The 19,368-nt window shown below is 58.0% G+C and carries 14 protein-coding genes; 5 read left to right on the forward strand and 9 right to left on the reverse strand.

Annotated features, from left to right (window positions below):
* The first annotated feature begins 378 nt into the window (after positions 1-378).
* The gene (locus NLK60_RS04810) at positions 379-540 is read left to right on the forward strand and encodes a DUF7838 family putative zinc beta-ribbon protein (RefSeq protein WP_254809756.1); all 162 of its coding nucleotides are present in this window, start codon (positions 379-381) and stop codon (positions 538-540) included.
* A gap of 815 nt (positions 541-1,355) precedes the next feature.
* Here NLK60_RS04810 and gcvPB read toward each other — a convergent pair.
* From gcvPB to NLK60_RS04845, 7 genes are all read right to left on the reverse strand, one after another.
* On the reverse strand, positions 1,356-2,825 hold the full coding sequence (gene gcvPB / locus NLK60_RS04815; RefSeq protein WP_254809757.1) for an aminomethyl-transferring glycine dehydrogenase subunit GcvPB: 1,470 nt from the start codon (positions 2,823-2,825) through the stop codon (positions 1,356-1,358).
* Positions 2,822-4,159 (reverse strand): aminomethyl-transferring glycine dehydrogenase subunit GcvPA, encoded by a 1,338-nt coding sequence (gene gcvPA / locus NLK60_RS04820; RefSeq protein WP_254809758.1) that lies wholly within the window; start codon positions 4,157-4,159, stop codon positions 2,822-2,824. Before gcvPA ends, gcvPB begins: the two co-directional genes overlap by 4 nt.
* Positions 4,160-4,356: 197 nt before the next feature.
* Complete coding sequence (hmgB, locus tag NLK60_RS04825; protein ID WP_254809759.1) at positions 4,357-5,694, reverse strand: hydroxymethylglutaryl-CoA synthase; 1,338 nt, start codon at positions 5,692-5,694, stop codon at positions 4,357-4,359.
* A 70-nt stretch (positions 5,695-5,764) separates the two neighbouring features.
* Positions 5,765-8,140 (reverse strand): Ig-like domain-containing protein, encoded by a 2,376-nt coding sequence (locus tag NLK60_RS04830; RefSeq protein ID WP_254809760.1) that lies wholly within the window; start codon positions 8,138-8,140, stop codon positions 5,765-5,767.
* A gap of 97 nt (positions 8,141-8,237) precedes the next feature.
* On the reverse strand, positions 8,238-8,816 hold the full coding sequence (locus tag NLK60_RS04835) for a DUF2150 family protein (protein ID WP_254809761.1): 579 nt from the start codon (positions 8,814-8,816) through the stop codon (positions 8,238-8,240).
* A gap of 287 nt (positions 8,817-9,103) precedes the next feature.
* Positions 9,104-9,952: a TatD family hydrolase gene (locus NLK60_RS04840; RefSeq protein ID WP_254809762.1), complete on the reverse strand. Its 849-nt coding sequence runs from the start codon at positions 9,950-9,952 to the stop codon at positions 9,104-9,106.
* Between the two features lie 39 nt (positions 9,953-9,991).
* The gene (locus NLK60_RS04845) at positions 9,992-10,447 is read right to left on the reverse strand and encodes an NYN domain-containing protein (protein WP_254809763.1); all 456 of its coding nucleotides are present in this window, start codon (positions 10,445-10,447) and stop codon (positions 9,992-9,994) included.
* Positions 10,448-10,688: 241 nt separating this feature from the next.
* Between NLK60_RS04845 and NLK60_RS04850 the strand changes: the two genes are divergently transcribed.
* The 4 genes from NLK60_RS04850 (at position 10,689) to gcvH (ending at position 16,197) form a co-directional block, all read left to right on the forward strand.
* A complete protein-coding gene (locus NLK60_RS04850; RefSeq protein WP_254809764.1) occupies positions 10,689-12,560 on the forward strand; it encodes a S8 family serine peptidase in 1,872 nt (623 codons plus the stop codon).
* 405 nt (positions 12,561-12,965) lie between these two features.
* Positions 12,966-14,597, forward strand: coding sequence for a S8 family serine peptidase (locus NLK60_RS04855; RefSeq protein WP_254809765.1), 1,632 nt, complete (start codon positions 12,966-12,968; stop codon positions 14,595-14,597).
* A gap of 119 nt (positions 14,598-14,716) precedes the next feature.
* Complete coding sequence (gcvT, locus tag NLK60_RS04860; protein WP_254809766.1) at positions 14,717-15,820, forward strand: glycine cleavage system aminomethyltransferase GcvT; 1,104 nt, start codon at positions 14,717-14,719, stop codon at positions 15,818-15,820.
* On the forward strand, positions 15,820-16,197 hold the full coding sequence (gene gcvH / locus NLK60_RS04865; RefSeq protein ID WP_254809767.1) for a glycine cleavage system protein GcvH: 378 nt from the start codon (positions 15,820-15,822) through the stop codon (positions 16,195-16,197). The genes gcvT and gcvH overlap by 1 nt, the downstream gene beginning before the upstream one ends.
* Positions 16,198-16,614: 417 nt before the next feature.
* Here the strand turns inward: gcvH and NLK60_RS04870 are convergent, their stop codons facing one another.
* On the reverse strand, positions 16,615-17,079 hold the full coding sequence (locus NLK60_RS04870; protein WP_254809768.1) for a hypothetical protein: 465 nt from the start codon (positions 17,077-17,079) through the stop codon (positions 16,615-16,617).
* A 183-nt stretch (positions 17,080-17,262) separates the two neighbouring features.
* Entirely contained in the window at positions 17,263-19,203 is a 1,941-nt protein-coding gene (locus NLK60_RS04875; RefSeq protein ID WP_254809769.1) for a beta-CASP ribonuclease aCPSF1, read from the reverse strand.
* Positions 19,204-19,368: the final 165 nt, after the last annotated feature.

A 19,368-nucleotide genomic window follows, 5' to 3' on the forward strand; every position in this document is an offset into this window, starting at 1 on the left:
TGAGCCATACCTCTCGATCGGCTCAACCGGTAGGTCTGGAAAGCCACTAGAGTGAAGGATTACTCAAACCAAAGACGTCTCGGTTGTCTGCGCGTGGATCTGGTAGGACGCTGGATTTCGATGAAAGAACACTCGAAAAACAGTTTGCACCGATAGTTACCATCGAAAACCATTGCAGGTGATGTTGCAAGATAGCACCGCAATAGGCGTGATAAACGAATGCGCTCGACGATCCCGTGGCTCTGAGGACCAACCGTTACCCCGATATCCGCCCACGCACAATTAATGAAGCGACATGGAGTTTATCACACTCCAAATCAGGCAGTTTCGAGCACCAAAATCAGTACGTTAAACTCGCTCGGTCCGTAATCACCCGATATGTCGATGGAACTCGAGGCAACTTGTCCAGACTGTGGCGAACAGACGTTTTACCGTGCGGCCAGCACGACTCTCCATCTGGGAGAGAAAGTCAAGTGGCACTGCCCGAGCTGTGATTACGGCTTCGTGAAAATCAACGGTATCGACTCGAGTGCCGTTTAACCAGTCTTCTCGAACGAGATACGTTCTCACCTGGCGGGCACAAAATCACAGCGTTCAGGGAGGGTGTGTTGTGCACGATACCCCCTGGGGTAACATCATGACTCTTCGGTTCCAGCGATAGGAACTGACGATTTGCTCGAGCGTTGTGCAGTGACTCATGAGGATTCATGCCCATAGCCATAGGAATTATCGGAGGAGTTCATCGTTACCGACGAAGAATCGAGGCAAAGCGTCGACAGCCGTCCTTCAAAAACTCCGACTGGTTACGATAATCCCTATCAGAGCACACTCAATGTGCGATAAGCCTCTGTCGTAGTCTCTTGCATGCCCTCTATGACACAGTCCTCGAAATCTAACATCGATCGACTGGTGAAGTTCCGGGTCCGTACCAGGCCGTGAAATCAAATAGTTTGCCTCGATTGTACGCTGATCCACGGGTAGAGAGGGCACGTCGTCCTCTCATAGAATCGCTGTAGTTGCGTACCGATCAGCGACCACTTCGATTCATTGCTGGCCGGTAAACGGTTACAGTGCTCTCCACCGACTGTTATCCAGTTGCACGAAAGAACGCAACGGAGACTCCTCTAGCAGAGACTTCGAGCCGCGGGATGGTCTCCGAGACCGACCAGCAGCCAATAGATAAACCAAATATTGCAATATGAAATTAGCCGAAGCACAGACCGTCTGAACCAGTGCTCCCGCTATTCGGTACTACTCGAAAAAGAGGTCTGGCGTTATACTAGATCGTCGAAATATCGAGACACTCGAGCGATCCCGTCACCGATCGAGTGTCACAAGACGTCCACGAATCGCTATTACTCCTCGTCGAGGGCGTGCCAGGAGAGTCGCGGATTTCGCGCCGCACTCGTCTGGTCGATCCGACCGGCAGCGGTCCGACTGGGTGCGGTCTCGAGGGTTTCCGCGTCGGACGCACTCGCGCGTCTGAACGCCGAAGCCAACAGGTCGAGCGTTTCCTTGCTCTCGACCTCGGTTGGCTCGGTCATGAGTGCCTCCGAAACGATTTCGGGCCACTTGGTCGTGGGCGGATGGACACCGAAATCGAGCATCCGTTTTGCGACGTCAGCCGCGTCTTGCTCACCGGCACTGGCGACGAACTCGTGATGGAACGGACCGTACGGAACCTCATAGTCGATTTGGCTCGCGAGATAGTTCGCGTTGAGCACGGCTTTCGCACTGGCATCGAGCAATCCTTCGTCACCCAACCGCGCAATGTACGCGAAGGCTTTGATCAATACGAGCCAGTTGCCCTGATAGCCGTGGACGTGACCGATGGTCCGCTCCGGGTCGAACAGTTCATATTCGTTCTCAACTTCACGAACGCGTGGCGCTGGCAAGAACGGTGCGAGTTCGTCGACGACCCCCACCGGGCCGGCCCCTGGGCCACCACCGCCGTGTGGGGTCGCAAACGTTTTGTGGACGTTGTAGTGCATCACGTCGAAGCCCATATCACCGGGCCGAGCGCGGCCAAGGAGAGCGTTGAGGTTCGCTCCATCGTAGTACAACAGACCACCGACATCGTGGACCATTTCGGCGATTTCAGTGATGTCGCGTTCGAACAACCCGAGCGTGTTCGGATTTGTCAACATCAACGCCGCCGTCTGTTCTGAAAGGGCCGCCTCGAGCGCCTCGAGATCGACTCGACCTTCGTCGTTACTGGGCAGCGATACGACGTTGTAGCCACCGAGGGCCGCGGTCGCAAAGTTGGTCCCGTGGGCGCTTTCGGGAATAATGACTTCGTCACGATGGCCTTCGTCGTTGTGTTCGTGATACGCGTTGGCGACACGAATCCCGACGAATTCGCCGGCAGCGCCGGCAGGTGGTTGGAGCGTCACCGCATCCATCCCCCCGATCTGTGCAAGATAGCCCTGCAGTCGGTAGAGCAACTCGAGGGTTCCCTGAATCGTTTCAGGTGAGCGGCCCGGATGGACGGCACCCGACTCGAGGGCCGCAACGTCTTCGGTAAACTTCGGATTGTACTTCATGGTACACGACCCGAGCGGATAGGGGCCGGTATCGATGCCGTAGATCATCTGAGAGAGACGCGTATAGTGGCGAGCGAGTTCGGGTTCAGAAAGCCCCGGCAACTCGAGTGTATCGCGCGTTAGGTCGGCGGGAAGCGGCGACTCATCGTCGTCGATGGTCACACGAGTGCTATCCTTCTCTGCAAGCAACGGTTCGTACTTCCCGTTCCGAACGTAGCGTGCTTGCTCGTAGTAGGCGTCTTCGACACCGGACTTCTCCGTGTCGGACACGTTATCGCTCATTGTGTCACCTCGCTAATCGCGGCGACGAACCCACCAATATCTGCCTCCGTTACACCCGAGATGCAACACTGGATGTGATCGTCGTCGAGGACGTGAACCGCGTACCCGCGTTCCTCGAGTGCTCGAGCAATCGCTCTGGCACTGTCGTCAACGTGGGCAACGAACTCACGGAAATGCCGGCGGTCATTAGCCGGCGCTGTAATACCGTCTAACTCATTGAGCCGTTCGGCGAGCGACTCCGCTCGTACGACATCACGTTTTGCCAGGTCGACCAGTCCATCCGGACCGAGCATCGCTGCGTGCATCGCCGTTCGAAGGGCAACCCACGCCTGATTCGTACAGATATTACTCGTCGCGCGTTCGCGTCTGATGTGTTGTTCACGCGTCTGGAGCGTCAGCGTGAACGCACGGCGATCCTGGTCGTCTTCGCTGACGCCGACGAGTCGGCCAGGTACCTGACGTAGGTACGATTCGCGCGTCGCAAACAGCCCGAGTCCCATGCCGTAACTGGTGGGTAACCCCAGCACGCTAGCGTCACCGACGACAACATCGGCACCGACGTCGACCGGTCGCTGCAACAGCGACAGTGCAATCGGATCGGAGCCAAGCACGAACAGGGCATCCGACGACGAAGCGAGAGAGCCAACCTCGGAGAGGTTTGGTTCGATCGAACCCGACACCGTCGGGTTCTCGGCATACAACATCACGACATCCTCGTCGATCTGTCGCTCGAGGTCGACCAGATCGACGGTTCCCTCCCACGTCGGATACGTTTCTACTTCGAGGTCCGTTCCAGCGACGTAGTTCTCGAGGGTGCTCCGGCGACCCTCGAGAATCGTGTCGGGGACCAGGACGCGATGTCCGGAGGTTTCTCGAACACGTTCTGCGAGCGTCGCTGCCTCGCCGAGTGCCGTTGCCGCGTCGTACATCGAACAGTTCGCTATCTCGAGTCCCGTTAGCTCGACCAGCAGCGACTGATACTCGAATAGCGCCTGCAAGAACCCCTGTGACGTCTCGGGCTGGTACTGCGTGTACGACGTCAGATACTCCGACCGGTCGGCGAGGTGATCGACCAGTGACGGGACGTAGTAACCGTAGTGACCCCGTCCCAGCAACTCCACCAGCGATTCGTTTTTCTCGAGCGTTCGCCGGACCAGCGCTCGCGTTTCGCGCTCGCTCCGGGCAGGGATACCGAACTCGTCGTCGAACCAGACCCCCTCCGGAATGTCAAAGAGGTCGTCGACCGAGTCGGCACCGATTGCCTCGAGCATCGCCGCCGTATCGTCGTCCGTGTGAGGAGCGTACGGACTCCCCGAAGTACGTGTTCCGTGCATGGCTTGTGATTGAAAAGTTCCCGGCCCGTCCCCGCCACACAACCCTCGCCACTGGTCGGCCGCGGGTTTCGTTCCGAGACACGTTACTAGCTGCTTAGGAGCACGGGGTTAAGAACGCACCTCTTTTCGAGCGAGCGGTCGCAACTGAACCGTAGCGCTCGTACAGACTTATCCGCCGGAAAATAGGTTGTTGCCGATCAGTCGACGAATCGATATTTACGCTCGCCCATACGACCCCACCCGTCGAAGACGAACTCGCCTTCTGGGGTGGTCAGCGGTTCGATATCGACGTCCATCTCGTGATTGTGTGCGTCGTGAATCTCCTCGTAATCCTCCCAGTTGATATCGTAGCGCGCCTCGAGCTGGTCGTCGACGTTCAACGCCTCGATCTCTTCGCGCCAGTTCTCCTGGACGACTTCGGTGTGGATTTCGGCCTGGGCACCGCTCCCATACGAGCCGACGAGCAGTGCCTCACCAGCCATGTCGATGTCGTTTTCGGCGGCGTGTTTGAGCGCGCTCGCCCGTGCCACGTGGACCGAACCAGTGTACCAGTTGCCGACCTCTCGAGAGATCGTCAACGTGGGTTCGATGGTGTTTGCGTACCACTCCTGGTATCGGTCGGTGCCTTTGAGGGCGTCCATGTACTCTCGGATCGCATCGTGGAACGCTTCCTCGTCGTCGAATGCCTCCTCGCGAGGCTGGCGACCGATGTCTTCGGCGAGTTCGTCCTCGATTTCGGTATCGCGCGTGATGTGACGGTAGGCGAGCAGCGCCGCTTTCCGGACCATCCCGGGGAACGGCGTGTGGAACGGCGCGTACCGGAAGTCGTCGACGGTGATCGTCCCGGCTTCGCGCTGGTAGTCCACGAGCGCTTCGCGCATCCGCGCGAGGTACACCTGCACCGACCGTTTGCCGTCCACGCTGGGGAACTGCTGATTTGGCTTGAGGAAGTCGGTTTCGTCGGCCGACCCGAAGCCCTGCTCGGTCGACAGTTCGACCAGGTCGGGGTCCTCGCTGATCAACATCGCCACCGCACCTGCACCCTGGGTTGCCTCGCCGGCATCGCCTCGAGCATAGAGAGCAGTGTCGGTCGCAATCACGAGCGCGGCGCGCCCGCGGTTGCGGCCCGCACGGATCCAGTTGTACGCGTCGTCCAGGCTCTGGGTACCCGCGATACAGGCGAACTTGCGCTCGCCTTTGTTCGCGTGGTGGAAGTCCCCCTCGAACACCTGCTCGAGGCAGCCTGCGACGTACGTCGAAACCGGTTTCGAGTTGTCGAACGCGCTCTCGGTTGCGACGTCGATTCGGCCGATATCGTCCGGCTCGAGGCCCTTGCGCTCCATCAGACGGTGCGCGGCGTTGGCCCCCATGGTGACGATATCCTCGTAACTGTCGGGGAACGAGGAGGCGTTGAGACCGAGTCCTTTCGTGTACTTGGCGGGGTCATCACCCATCTGCTCGGCGAACGTGCCAGGCAGGTCGAGTTTCAGGTTGCCCGTCCAGATTTCGACGGCGTCGATACCGACGGATTTCATAGTACTGTTACTCGAGTCAGACTACAAGATATTGTCGTTCGGGATTTCGACGGTTGACGAAAAGAATGGGTTAACTTACGGTTACGGTCCCAAGTTCTATTTCATCACCACTTTCGGTATACAATGTTATTGTCAGTTGTTGACCACCCACATTACCTGTTCCACCGAATTGTAATTCATAAGCAATTACATCACCAGACATGATTGTATATGAATCATGATTTTCTATAACACTAACATTTAGATCGGACCTCTGCACTAGAACGCCTTCTTCTATCTCAAGATCGTAAGTGTTTCTATTAATATCCTCGACAAGTATTCTATCAATATCAGCTGTAGCACCAGCATTTCGGATAGAGAACTCAACACCTCTTGAACCCTCTCTCGTCGGATCTTCCTCATAGCTGATATCCAAACTATATTCTTCGATAGTTACCTGCTGAGAGTCACTATTGTTATCACTCGAGACAGTAGCCGTATAGTCACCGGCATCACCCTCTTCAGTGACCCACTCATGCGTGACCTCTGTACTTTCGCCACCTGGAATCTCCTCGTTCAAAACACGGTCTTTTTCCTCACCATCGATCTTGAGGACGATATCCTGCGTGTCCGTTTCGTTGCCATCGTTGGTGACGGTCGAATTGACCAGTAGGGTATCACCCTCGACCACTGGTTCGTTGGTAGTATCAATGCTCACGAGGAATCCCTGTTCTACATCAGGATCCCAAACCTCGAGAGTATCCGTGTCGCTATCGTCATCGCTCGAGACGTTGGCAGTATACTCACCTTCGTCACCCGCCTCGGTTGTCCACTCGAGAGTTACTTGCTTGGATTCGTCTTCACTCAGGTTGACAGGCTCTGAATCGACCGTTTTAGTATCTCCATCTTCGTCTTCGATCTCGAGTTCGATCAACTGTTCACCGGTCCGGAACCCAGTATTCTCTACCGTGGCCGTCACCGTAACGGTCTCACCTGCATCGGCATCGTTGGCGTCGACGTTCGAAACGGCGAAGAATGGCGGGTCACCGAAATCAACGGTACTCGTCGTTGCTTGCGGTTCGACAGTGAAAGGATCAGTTTCCTTTTCGTAATCGCCCGCAACGACGTTTTCGTAATCGTCCTCTTGAACGCCGTACACGGTGTAGTTGCCGTTACTGTCCTCAATCTCCACGGTCCGATACAAGCCATCGCCCTTGATGAGGACACGATCACCCGTATCTGTATCCTGTATTCGACCGCTGAATGCCCCTTCGTCACTTGATCCGCCGCCATTTCCACTCGAGGATTGGCGCACCGTTATCATCCTGCTCACGCTTTCCGGATCGTCGGAATCGAACTCACTCGAACTCGGATCCTCGGTTTTGAAACTGGCGTTGAGGTAAACGTCGTTACCGCCTTCATCCTCTCCAGTTTCGTACGAAAAGGTCACTTGCCCATTACTGCCGGTCGTGTCATTATCCGGCACCATCTCGTTAGCCGCGTCATCGTTGACGCTCCCGTTGACCCGGACGCCAGATACCGGATTATTGTATCCATCCCGTACTTCAACCGTCATTCGGGTAGTTTCACCCTCCTGAACCTCCCGAGGCTCCTCGACGACGGTCAAATATGCAGGTTGGTCTTTTTCATCTTCGATGTTGCTCCCGAGTCCAACCTTTGCAACTTGTAACGTGTAGTCATCTTCCTCGAGCGTAATTTCGACGCCATCACTCGTGTTGGTGACTGATTGCACTCGAGGCTCATCCGACAGGAGTTGTTCCCATCGCTTCTGGCTCAAGTGGCTCGATATGGACAGAGTCACATTCCCGTTGGCCTCGAGATCAATCGTATTCGAGGACGCACTCACCGTTTCGAAATCGACAGCCACCGTACCGGATTGACTCGAGGAGTACTCACCCTCGAGCAAAACAAGCTGAATCGTATTACCATCGATTAGCCGTTGCCCGCTCAAAGCTGCTTGCCCACCATTCTGTTCGTTGTACAGGACCGAATTCTCGTAGACGATAGTTGGTGCGTTGCGATACTCGTTATACCGCGGCTGATAAACGAGCGAACTCGTATTGAACTCGAGTTCACGTTCGTTCCAGTAGTCACCGACATCACCGCCTTCAACCTCGACATTCTCGAGGCGTATCGTCCGATTCTCCCCAACTGTCTCGAGTGTCCCCGAAGAGGGCGGCGGATTGATCGTAAACGTTCGCGTCGGATACGTCGTCCCGAGCGCGACCGAATACGAGCCCACGCGTCGGTCAGGCGCGTTCACCAGCCCGTTACGAACGTCGAGCAGTTGACTCTGGACGCCCTGATGGTGTTCGTACTCGACGGCCCGGTTATCATCGGGAACGACGTTTACCTGGTACAACGCGAGCGCGGTAACGAGAATGCCGAGGATGAGGACTGCACCGATGATCGTCGAAACGGCCCGCTCCTCACCCCGGCGTATCATAGATTGAGATTGTTCTGCTACGGTATATGAGTGTTGGCTCGAGCGAACAGGTCACCAAAACGACAAGCTCAGTTCGAGACACCAGGGAGGAGACAGCCTACTCGTCCTCTTCGACGACTTCCGGATCGCTCATCGCACTCTGGAGGCTGTCCAGACCGTTGATCCACTCGGTGACGAGCCCGTACTCGAGTTCTTCCGCGATGGTCATATCGAGCGTTTCGCCGTCGAAAATCAGCGTGCCGCCCTGTGCGGCAAAGCCGAGGGCTGCATCCAGATCCTCTTCGGCTTCGGCGTCGGCGGCCGCACCCACGTAGTCGGCGACGCTGCCTTCCTCTGCAGGACCGCTGGCGACGTACTCCTCTGCGGCAATAAACACGCAAACCAGGCTAGTCTGCACCCCGTCGACGAGCATCCGCGTCTCTTCGTCATCGATGTCGACCTCCGAGAGGACGATCTCGCGCACTTCGGCAATCTCATCGAGTGCTGCGTCCTCGTCGAGGTCGCCATCGTCGTAGGCGGCGACGATTTTGGCGATGGCGATAGCCGTGTCGTCCTGCAGATTCAACAGTAAACGGGCCGAGGATTCGTCCTCCGGGTCGATCTCTTCGTCGTCGATGCGATCGATCCAGTTTTGCCAGCGTTCTGCGGAATAAAACTCGGTCGGGGGATTGCTCATACTGTCACCTACACCGGCCGCGTAAAATGCCTTTCTCTACACCTCGAGTGTGGCGGCGGTCCCCGTGGCGACCGTGCGCACCCGAGCGGTCGCTGCTGCGGTCAGGAGACGAGCTTAGTGGGGCGGAAAACAGGTAATAGCCAGAGGGACTGCACAGCGGACAACAAACCGGCACGATCTGTGGTTCGTCACGCCTGAACGTGTGGGCCGAACCGATAGCGGTTGTCAGGTTCGCCTCACAGGTCGACGCGTGACGGGGTACTCAGGGGCAACCCGTGTTCGTCGAATCAGGACTCGAGCGTCGCTTCGGTGTCGATATCGTAGACCAGACGTGGCGTTTCCACGTGGGCGTTTCGGACGGCTTCGTCGTATCCGTCCTCGAGGAGCCACGAGACGCGACGCGGGACGGTTTTCGGACCGAGGACGGCTCCAGGCCGGTCCGGGTCGTCGATGAAGTCGGTTTCCATCAAAAACGGCTTACCGCGGTCGACCGCCTCGCGCAACCGGTCGCGATCACACATGACACTCGGCGTGACGCCCTCGAGAGCCCCACTGGCGTAGTGCTTGACGACTCGATGGGCCGGTAGTCCCACGGACTGGGCCATGGCACCGACCGCAGTGAAATCGTCGCTTCCTTCGGCGTGTAACTGTACGGCACACTCGAGGTCCGCGCCGAGTTCGAACGCCCGTCGCATGACCGAATTCGAGGCTTCCCAGACCTCGTCGCTCACGTCGTAGTGTGGACGTCCGGACTTCAACCCGAGCGCTTTGCCGGCTTCGACGTAGTCGGCCGCGCACTCGATGCCTTCGCGCATGATTTTACCGGCCGCTTCAGGGGTGAAGCCGCGTTCGCCGACAAGTCTCGAGATCAGCCCAGGGTGGACGCCCAGTACCGGCCAGGCACGACCCTCGAGCCGGTCGCTAGCTTGCGCGACGGTTTCGATGGTTCGCTCGAAAACCGATTCGAAACCCGCACCCGATTCGACCTCGACGTCGAGGTGCCAGGAGGGTTTGTTGATCACTATAAGATGTGTCCCGCCTACGCGTGCGAACTCGTCGACAGCCTCCAGGCCCCGACCGTACTCCGGGTCCAGGTGGAGGTGATTGTCGAGGATGGGTTGCGTTCCGTCCGTCATACCGGATGGTGATGGCCAGTCCCCGAAAAGTCACCGACTTCAGTCGCCCAACGTGAGTGCCGAGTCGGCGGCGTTCTGGAGGGCATCAGAGCGACCGTACGAACCCGGCGCAATGGCGATCGTTTCGATACCATTGAGGCCAGCGTATTCGAGGACGGGCTTGAAATCGGTGTCTCTCGAGGCGATAGCCAGGTGTGTGAGCTGTCCCTCGGCGATACAGGCGGTCGCATCGACGGCCAGTTTGACGTCGACGTCACCGCTGGTAATAACGACCTCGAATCCTCGAGCTTCGGCCGCCTGGATCAGGCCAGGAGTTGCGTGCTCGTCGAGATAGAGGCGAAGGATGCCGACGGAACCCAGATCTGTCACAGCAGTTCGAAGGTCATCGAGGTCGACGTTGAACTCGTCCCGAAAAACGTTCGGACCATCGACGAACAATCCCAGTCGATCGTTTGGCTTCGTTGTCGTCAATCGGTTCCGAACGCGTTCGAGCATATCGCCGGGTAGACGACTTGCTAATAAAGATGTGACGAAGGGCCCGGGAAGTCAAATCGGCCAAAAAACTTACGTGTGGTTGTTAGCCATGCCGAGAGTCAACATAGCAATAGATACTTCGACTCGAGAATGGGTTTGGGCTTAATTAAGCGTTGCATGGATATTCTATAGAGAGATAACCAATAAATTGTGCATCGTTTAGTAAGGATTTAATATACTCTGCCTATTGTTGTAGATAGCCATGTCAGATGATGGCAGTCATAATTTCGATCGTCGATCGGTTCTCAAAGGTGCGAGTGCGCTCGGTGCGTTTCTCGGTATCAGTGGTGTCACGGCAGCAACGCCGGGACGGAAACCCGGCCCGAAAGAAGACGAGATCGTCGTCGGTCTCGGTGCAAACATCTCGAAGGCGGAAGCGGCCGTCGAGCCCGCGATTCCGGCGAACGCCGAAATCGTCCACAAAAACGAGACGCTCGGTTACGTCGCCGTTAAACTGCCCGAACAGGCCTCGATACAGGCGAAAGAATCCGTCAAAGCAAACGTTGCAAAACAGAGTGGCGTCGAGTACGTCGAAGACAACGAGACGTACGAAGCACTGGTCGTCCCGAACGACCCACTGTACGGCCAGCAGTACGCGCCCCAGCAGGTCGGCTGTGAAGACGCCTGGGAAGTAACCTTCGGAGACCCTGACGTGACGATAGCGGTTATCGACCAGGGAATCCAGTACGACCACCCGAACCTGGCCGAGAACATGGACGGCAGCGTCTCGAACTACGGCTACGACTTCGTCGACAACAACGACGACCCGTATCCGGTTTCACAGGGCGAAAATCACGGCACCCACGTCGGTGGCATCGCCGCCGGCGGCACGAACAACGGCGAAGGCCACGCCGGCATCTCGAACTGTTCGATGCTCTCGGCTCGAGCACTCGGCGACGGCGGCGGCGGTTCGTTGACCGACATCGCCGACGCGATCCAGTGGGCCGGCGACCAGGGAGCTGACGTCATCAATATGTCCCTCGGTGGCGGCGGCTTCAACAACACGATGAACAACGCCTGTGAGTACGCCTACAGCCAGGGATCCCTGCTCATCGCCGCGGCGGGCAACGATGGTGGCAGCGTCAACTACCCCGCTGCGTACGACTCGGTGATGGCTGTTTCGGCTATCGACTCGAACGAGAATCTGGCGAACTTCTCGAGTCGCGGTTCGGAAATCGAGCTGGCGGCCCCCGGTGTGAACGTCCTCTCGACGGTCAACTGGGACGATTACGACAGCCTCTCGGGCACCTCGATGGCCTCACCCGTGGCCGCCGGTGTCGCCGGCCTCGCGAAATCGGCGAACCCCGGAATGGACAACGACCAACTTCGTGATCATCTCAAGGCGACGGCAGTCGACATTGGCCTCTCGAGCAACTACCAGGGTGCCGGCCGTGTCGATGCTGCAAATGCAGTCGGAGATGGTGACGACGATGATGACGATGACGACGATGGTGGAGAACCACCGGAGTCGCCAACGGCGGTCATCGACGTGTCTGATACTGAACCCGACGTTGGTGACACCGTCGAACTCGATGGTACTGGCTCGAGTTCGCCAAACGGCGAAATTACGGAATACTTCTGGAACGCGGACCCTGGTGGATCGGTTTCGAGTCCAACGGCAGCGCTCGAGCGAGACGAGGAAGTTGACGTTGACGTCTCCCTGACGATCACCGACGAAGACGGTCAGACCGACACCGATACGGTCACCGTCAGCTTCGGTGGTGACAGCGGTGGACAGTGTGGCGACGAGGTCAACACTGCCAGCGTCGAGGGCGAACTGAGCGGCGGCTGGTGGGGCAATCCAAGCGACACGTATACGTACAACCTCCAGACGGCCGACCCATGTGCGAGTACGATCACACTGGACGGCCCATCCAACGCCACGTTCGACCTCTATCTCACCCTCGACGGTCGGACGCCGACCACCAGCGACTACGACGAGCGCTCGTACAACTGGGGTGCTGACGAGGAGATCACCGTCGACCTCGACGGGAGCGAAACCTTCGGCATCCTCGTCGACCGATACGACGGCAGTGGCAGCTACACCCTGACCGTCGAAGAACTCGGCAAGTAACGACTGCAGATACCTTTTGTCTTCTTTTTTCCTTCGATGCAGAATCGAGTACCTGGAGTTCGATTCGTCGGCGTCTCGAGTGATTTCGAAATCGGATCTGTGAGAAAGGTATCCTATCAGAACCGTTTGCCTGTGCGGGTCGATAGTCAGAGGACGTGTGACAGCAACGCACAGGAAAATTCGAACAGTCTATCTCTCAAATAAGAGCATTATCCCCATCATATTAAAAAACGAACACGTGATTGTTTCGTTTCCGTGATGCAATAATAACCATCGCCAATAAATATTTCTGCCCATACATAGCTGTTCTAAAGCTCGAGCTCCGTTTCCATTGACACTCTGACAATAAATTCCACAGTATTTCAGAACTATTTAATTAGAGTGTGCGCTATGTCTTCTCGTCTCATGGCAGATAATGGCACTCCCGGACACAACCGACGTAACGTACTGAAAGCTGCTGGTGCACTTGGCGCATTCATCGGTCTTGGCGGCGTCACTGCGGCGACGCCGGGTCGGAAACCGGGTCCAAAAGAAGACGAAATCGTCGTCGGTGTTGGTGCGAGCGTTGCCGACGCCGAAGCGACCGTCGCTCCTGAAATTCCTGACGATGCCGAAATCGTCCACAAAAACGAGACGCTCGGTTACGTCGCCGTCAAGTTGCCCGAGCAGGCATCGACACAGGCAAAAGAGAACGTCAAAAATCGAGTGGCGAGCGCTAACGGCGTGGAGTACGCCGAGGACAACGCGACGTTCGAAACGCTGGTCGTTCCGAACGACCCGCAGTATGGCCAACAGTACGCCCCACAGCAAGTCGGTTGTGAGGACGCCTGGGAGACCACATTCGGTTCCTCGGACGTCAGTATCGCCGTCATCGACCAGGGAATCCAGTACGACCACCCGAACCTGGCCGAGAACATGGACGGCAGCGTCTCGAACTACGGCTACGACTTCGTCGACGACAATGACGACCCCTATCCGGTTTCACAGGGCGAAAATCACGGCACCCACGTCGGTGGCATCGCCGCCGGCGGCACGAACAACGGCGAAGGCCACGCCGGCATCTCGAACTGTTCGATGCTCTCGGCTCGAGCGCTCGGCGACGGCGGCGGCGGTTCGTTGACCGACATCGCCGACGCGATCCAGTGGTCGGCCGACCAGGGAGCTGACGTCATCAACATGTCCCTCGGTGGCGGCGGCTTCAACAACACGATGAACAACGCCTGTGAGTACGCCCGCGACCAGGGATCGCTGCTCATTGCTGCCGCCGGAAACGATAGTGGCAGCGTCAACTACCCCGCTGCGTACGATTCGGTAATGGCCGTCTCGGCCATCGACTCGAACGAGAATCTGGCGAACTTCTCGAGTCGCGGTCCGGAGATTGAACTGGCAGCCCCCGGTGTGAACGTCCTCTCGACAGTCAACTGGGACGACTACGACAGCCTCTCAGGCACCTCGATGGCCTCACCGGTGGCCGCCGGTGTCGCCGCCCTCGCTCTCTCCGCCCACCCCGATATGACTAATGCGGAACTCCGAGATCACCTGAAGGCCACGGCCGTCGACATCGGTCTCTCCGACGATAACCAGGGAGCCGGGCGTGTGGATGCAGCTAACGCGGTTGCTGATGGTGACGACGGAGACGATGGCGACGACGGAGACGACGGTGACGACGGCGACGATGGCGGAGATGACGAGCCGGGCGAATGCGGTGCGGAGGTCAACACTGCCAGCGTCGAGGGCGAACTGAGCGGCGGCTGGTGGGGCAATCCGAGCGATACCTACACCTACGAACTGCAAACAGCGGACCCGTGTGCGAGTACGATCACACTTGATGGTCCATCCGACGCTACGTTCGACCTCTATCTGACCCTCGACGGTCGTACGCCGACCACCAGCGACTACGACGAGCGCTCGTACAACTGGGGTGCTGACGAGGAGATCACCGTCGACCTCGACGGGAGCGAAACCTTCGGCATTCTCGTCGACCGATACGACGGCAGTGGCAGTTACACCCTGACTGTCGAAGAGCTCGGAAAATAGTCCGACTCGGCGACTGCAACCATCACCTGACACCGTCGATTCCTCTTTTCCCAGACTCGAGGGACGCTACAGCTTCCCCGACGAAAAGACATTACTACTCCGAGAGAGACATCTCGAGTATGTCGCTTCAGACGCCACCGCTAGGTGGGGTACACGACGAGTACGGGGCGAAGTTCACGGACTTTGGTGGCTGGCAAATGCCAGTGGAGTTCGATTCGATCCAGACCGAACACCACGCCGTTCGGGACGACGTCGGCAAGTTCGATGTCTCACACATGGGCGAGGTGGTCGTCTCCGGTCCCGACGCAACTCGCCTGATGCAACGGCTGACCTCGAACGACGTAACCGCCCTCGACGTCGGGGACTCTCAGTACGCCGCAATCACCGCGACAGATGGGACGATCATCGACGACACGGTCATCTATCGACTTCCAGACGACGGCGAAATGGAGTACCTGTTCGTCCCGAACGCTGGCAACGACGAGGCGATGGTCGAGCGATGGGAGACCCACCGCGAACAGTGGGGTCTCGAGGCGACGGTCGAAAACCGGACACAGGTGTATGCGATGGTCGCCCTGCAAGGTCCGAACGCTCGAGCGCTCGCGCGTGAAGCTGCCACTGACGGACGTGACCGGCTCGCAGATTTGTCCCGATTCGAAGCGACATACGTCGAGATCAACGGTGTCGACTGCTGGACCGCTCGAACGGGGTACACAGGCGAGGATGGACTCGAGTTCGTCGTCCCCTGGGAATCGGCCGAAACAGTCTGGTCGGCTCTCGAGTGTCAGCCCTGTGGCCTCGGCGCACGAGACACCCTGCGACTGGAAGCCGGGTACGTGCTCGCCGGTCAGGATTTCGACCGGGAGTCGAACCCCCGCACTCCATATGAGTGTGGCATTGGGTTTACCGTCAAACTCGACACCGAATTCGTCGGCCGCGATGCACTCGAGGCACAAAAAGAGGAGGGCGTCGCGGAGAAACTCGTCGGCTTCCGATTGGTCGACCGCGGCATTGCCAGACACGGCTACGACATCACGACGGCCGACGGCGACGTCATTGGCACCGTCACGAGTGGGACCATGAGTCCAACCCTCGAGCAGGCAATCGGGCTCGGTTACGTTCCAACGCAGTACGCCGACAGTGGGACCGTCGTCCGCGTCGACGTTCGCGGGCGAGACAAAAAGGCAAAGATTGAAACGCTTCCCTTCGTCGAGACAGTATAATGAGCTTCGATACACCAGACGATCGACGGTACCTCGAATCGCACGAGTGGGCACTCGAAACAGACGGCATCGTCCGCGTCGGCATCAGTGATTTCGCACAGGACGAACTCGGTGACGTCGTCTTCGTCGAACTCCCCGACGTCGGCGACGAGGTGACCGCGGGCGACGCGTTCGGCGTCGTCGAGTCGATTAAAGCGGTTTCGGACCTGTATGCCCCGGTGAGCGGCACAGTCAGCGCGGTCAACGAGGACCTCTTCGACGCGCCAGAACTCGTCAACGAAGACCCCCTCGGCGACGGCTGGATGCTCGAGATAGAGGCGACCGAAGAGGGTACCGATTTGCTCTCAGCGGACGAGTACGCCGAACAGATCGCCTGAACTACCCTCTCAAACGTCGACCGAATTCGTGAAACCGCACGGCCGTAATCGGTTTCACGCATCTGTTCGGGTTTGAGAAATCACTGATAACGATGGCTGTGAGTCTTTACCGTCGCAACCACGGAACGTCCTGCGGTTGCGTCGGCAATCAGTCACAGCCATCATTATGAGTGGCCCGTCGAGACAAACCGAGTGAGCCAATCCGATGGGATCGGTTCACACGACAACGCGTGGTGGCGTGGTGAGCAACTCCCTCGAATGTTGCACACCTGCTCGAGAGCGATGCGTGCAACCCGGAGACAAGCAGTCGAGTAAATCGTTCTCACTCGTGACACACAATCACTGATAGAGTCACTCACTCGAGTGAAGTTCTGGATCTCGAGTGCTGGCGACAGTGAAGAAATCTCCTCCGCACGGTCACGGTTTCGTCGTCTCGTAGACCTCGAACGTGTTTTGTTCGAGGGCCGTCACCTGTGCCGGAATCCCGGTATCGAACTCGATGTCGACCCGATAGGCGCTACTGTCTTCGTCGGCCGTACAGTCTTCGCCCGGTTCGGCATCGTTGTACGCTGCGACGAGTACCTCGAGTGAGCCATCTTCCTCGTTGTACTCGGTTCGACGGAGCTCGTAAGCGCCACACGTCGAGGAGCCGTAAATGATACGCCCCTCGACATGAACGGTCGAATCGTCATCAGCGAAAACGATCCGAGGTGGGTCAGTACCACCGGGATAGTCGCCATCTGTGTCGGCGTTCTTTTCGATATCGGCCGAGCGTATCTCTGAAGGTACATCGGCCGACGATTCCTCGAGCGTACCGAGACAGCCGGCAACGCCCACGCCGAGTGTCGCTGTCGTGGTCGTCAGGAACGCTCGGCGATCCATACCTGGCATTTTTTCGTATCAAGTATATGTTTTGTGGGGGTGACAGGGATGGGTGGCGGTGACAGCTACGGGTGGCGTCGACCGAGGGCCTCGGCCTCGAGTGAGCCACCGCTCGCGGGAGTGCCATCGAAACGAGAAGTGACCACCTACTGACTGGCCACATGTCGGCCACGAGTGTCCGAGTTACAGGAATCGGAAGGTCTCGAGGTTCTTCGGCGCGAACGTCCGCATGTTGAAGTCGTGATACAGCGCCGAAGACAGATCCTGCGTGGAGCGTTCGTCGCCGTGGACACAGAGCACTTTCTCCGGCCGCGGGTTCATCGTCTTCACGAAGTTCATCAGGCCCGCGCGGTCTGCGTGTCCGGAGAATCCGTCGACGGTTTCGACGTCCATGTTGAGCGAGAGCGTTCCTCGTCCGCCGTTACCGTTCGAACCCATGTTCCCGACTTCGCTGGTCGGGATCTCGTCCCAGCCGTTCTGGATGCGTCGGCCGAGCGTTCCCTGTGCCTGATACCCGACGAACACGAGCGTCGAATCCGGGTCCGGGCCGATGTGGCTCAGCCAGGACATGATCGGTCCTCCAGTGACCATCCCCGAGGTGGACAGGATGATGCATGGACCACCGTCGGCAACGTCCTGCCGTTCTTCTTCGCCGCCATCGATGTGATTGAACTCATCGGCGAGGAACGGGTTTTCATCTTCGTGGAAAATCCGGTCGCGCAGGTCGTCTCGAAGATATTCCGGGTACGTCGTATGAATCGCCGTCGCCTCCCAGATCATGCCGTCCAGGTGAACTGGCATTTCCGGAATCTCGCCGTTCCGCATCGCTTCTTCGATGACGAGCATTATTTCCTGTGAGCGGCCGACGGCGAACGCCGGAATCACCACTTTGCCGCCACGCTCGGCGGTTTCTTTGATGACTTCCATAAGTTTCTCCTCCGAATCGGCCTGATCGATCTGATAATCGTTTCGACCACCGTACGTCGACTCGAGCACCAGCGTCTCAACACGGGGGAAGTCGTTGGTTGCGCCGTTGAACAGGCGTGTGTCGTCGTAGTGAATGTCACCGGAGAAGGCGACGTTGTACAGCCCGTCACCGATGTGGAAGTGACTCACCGCAGAGCCGAGAATGTGACCAGCGTTGTGGAAGGTGAGTTTGACGTCAGGAGCGATATCCGTGACGTCACCGTACTCGAGTGGAATGCAGTGTTTGATCGCTTCCCGGACCATCTCACTCTCGTATGGCGGCGTTCGTCCTTCTTTGGCTGCCACGTCGAGATAGTCGAGCGTCAACAGCCCCATCAGATCACGGGTCGGCTCCGTGCAGTAGATCGGACCGTCATAGCCGTATTTGAACAGCAGCGGGATAAACGCCGAGTGGTCGAGGTGAGCGTGGGTGAGTACGACGGCGTCTATCGTCTGTGCCCCAGCACCCAACGCTTCTGGCACCTGGAGGTACGGGACTTCGCCTTCGGCACCCGGTTTGTCGCCACAGTCGATCAGAATTCGCGTTTCCGGCGTCGAGAGGATAAATGCAGCACGTCCGACTTCACGACAACAGCCAAGCGTCGTGATCCGAACCCACTGGTCGTCGGACATCTCTTCGCGATGGATCTGCCGGCCAACGCGTTCTAAGATGTTCCGTCGGTCGTCACGCTCCTGTTTCAGGAAGTTTCGCACGTTCGAAACCGTCGAGGACTCGATCGGTGGTGTGCGGACGACTTCGGGAGTCCAGCCGACGTTTTTCGTAATCTCGCGAAGCGTCGACCCGTGACGGCCGATGACCATCCCCGGTTTCTGGGCCTCGATTACGACTTCGCCTGTGTCGGCGTGGAAATCGAGGTCCGTAATGCCGGCTTCTTCCGGAACGACGCTCTCGATTTCGGCTCGTGCCTTCTCCGGGGGAGAGAGAACGTCCGGGTCCGGCCGAACGGTAATCCGTTTCCGAAGTTTGCTGGCCAATTTCCTGACCAGGTCACCCTGTCGCGCGAACTTCTTCGGGTCACGCGTATAGAGGACCAGTTCAGGACCTTCGTATTTCACCGAGGAGACCGACACGTCGTTCGGTAACTCGCTCGTGATCTGTGCTTTCAAATCGTCGAGTTGCTGCTCTACAGTACTCATAGTCGCCAGAGGTGGCCCGGAACCCTCGGTGTCGACAAACGGTGTCGCCACGGGGAACCTGCCCTATGCGGGTCGTCGCTCGCTCGAGTCCTGCCCGGTGTCGTCGTGCCAGTCCCCGCGGTACCATCGGTGATACAACGAGGGTACGGTCACAGGCTCGCGAAC

This window comes from Natronosalvus amylolyticus (assembly GCF_024298845.1).
Classification (GTDB): domain Archaea; phylum Halobacteriota; class Halobacteria; order Halobacteriales; family Natrialbaceae; genus Natronosalvus; species Natronosalvus amylolyticus.

Coding starts and splice junctions, on each gene's coding strand:
- NLK60_RS04810 (WP_254809756.1), top strand. CDS start 379: ATGTCGATGGAACTCGAGGCAACTTGTCCAGACTGTGGCGAACAGACG.
- gcvPB (WP_254809757.1), bottom strand. CDS start 2,825: ATGAGCGATAACGTGTCCGACACGGAGAAGTCCGGTGTCGAAGACGCC.
- gcvPA (WP_254809758.1), bottom strand. CDS start 4,159: ATGCACGGAACACGTACTTCGGGGAGTCCGTACGCTCCTCACACGGAC.
- hmgB (WP_254809759.1), bottom strand. CDS start 5,694: ATGAAATCCGTCGGTATCGACGCCGTCGAAATCTGGACGGGCAACCTG.
- NLK60_RS04830 (WP_254809760.1), bottom strand. CDS start 8,140: ATGATACGCCGGGGTGAGGAGCGGGCCGTTTCGACGATCATCGGTGCA.
- NLK60_RS04835 (WP_254809761.1), bottom strand. CDS start 8,816: ATGAGCAATCCCCCGACCGAGTTTTATTCCGCAGAACGCTGGCAAAAC.
- NLK60_RS04840 (WP_254809762.1), bottom strand. CDS start 9,952: ATGACGGACGGAACGCAACCCATCCTCGACAATCACCTCCACCTGGAC.
- NLK60_RS04845 (WP_254809763.1), bottom strand. CDS start 10,447: ATGCTCGAACGCGTTCGGAACCGATTGACGACAACGAAGCCAAACGAT.
- NLK60_RS04850 (WP_254809764.1), top strand. CDS start 10,689: ATGTCAGATGATGGCAGTCATAATTTCGATCGTCGATCGGTTCTCAAA.
- NLK60_RS04855 (WP_254809765.1), top strand. CDS start 12,966: ATGGCAGATAATGGCACTCCCGGACACAACCGACGTAACGTACTGAAA.
- gcvT (WP_254809766.1), top strand. CDS start 14,717: ATGTCGCTTCAGACGCCACCGCTAGGTGGGGTACACGACGAGTACGGG.
- gcvH (WP_254809767.1), top strand. CDS start 15,820: ATGAGCTTCGATACACCAGACGATCGACGGTACCTCGAATCGCACGAG.
- NLK60_RS04870 (WP_254809768.1), bottom strand. CDS start 17,079: ATGGATCGCCGAGCGTTCCTGACGACCACGACAGCGACACTCGGCGTG.
- NLK60_RS04875 (WP_254809769.1), bottom strand. CDS start 19,203: ATGAGTACTGTAGAGCAGCAACTCGACGATTTGAAAGCACAGATCACG.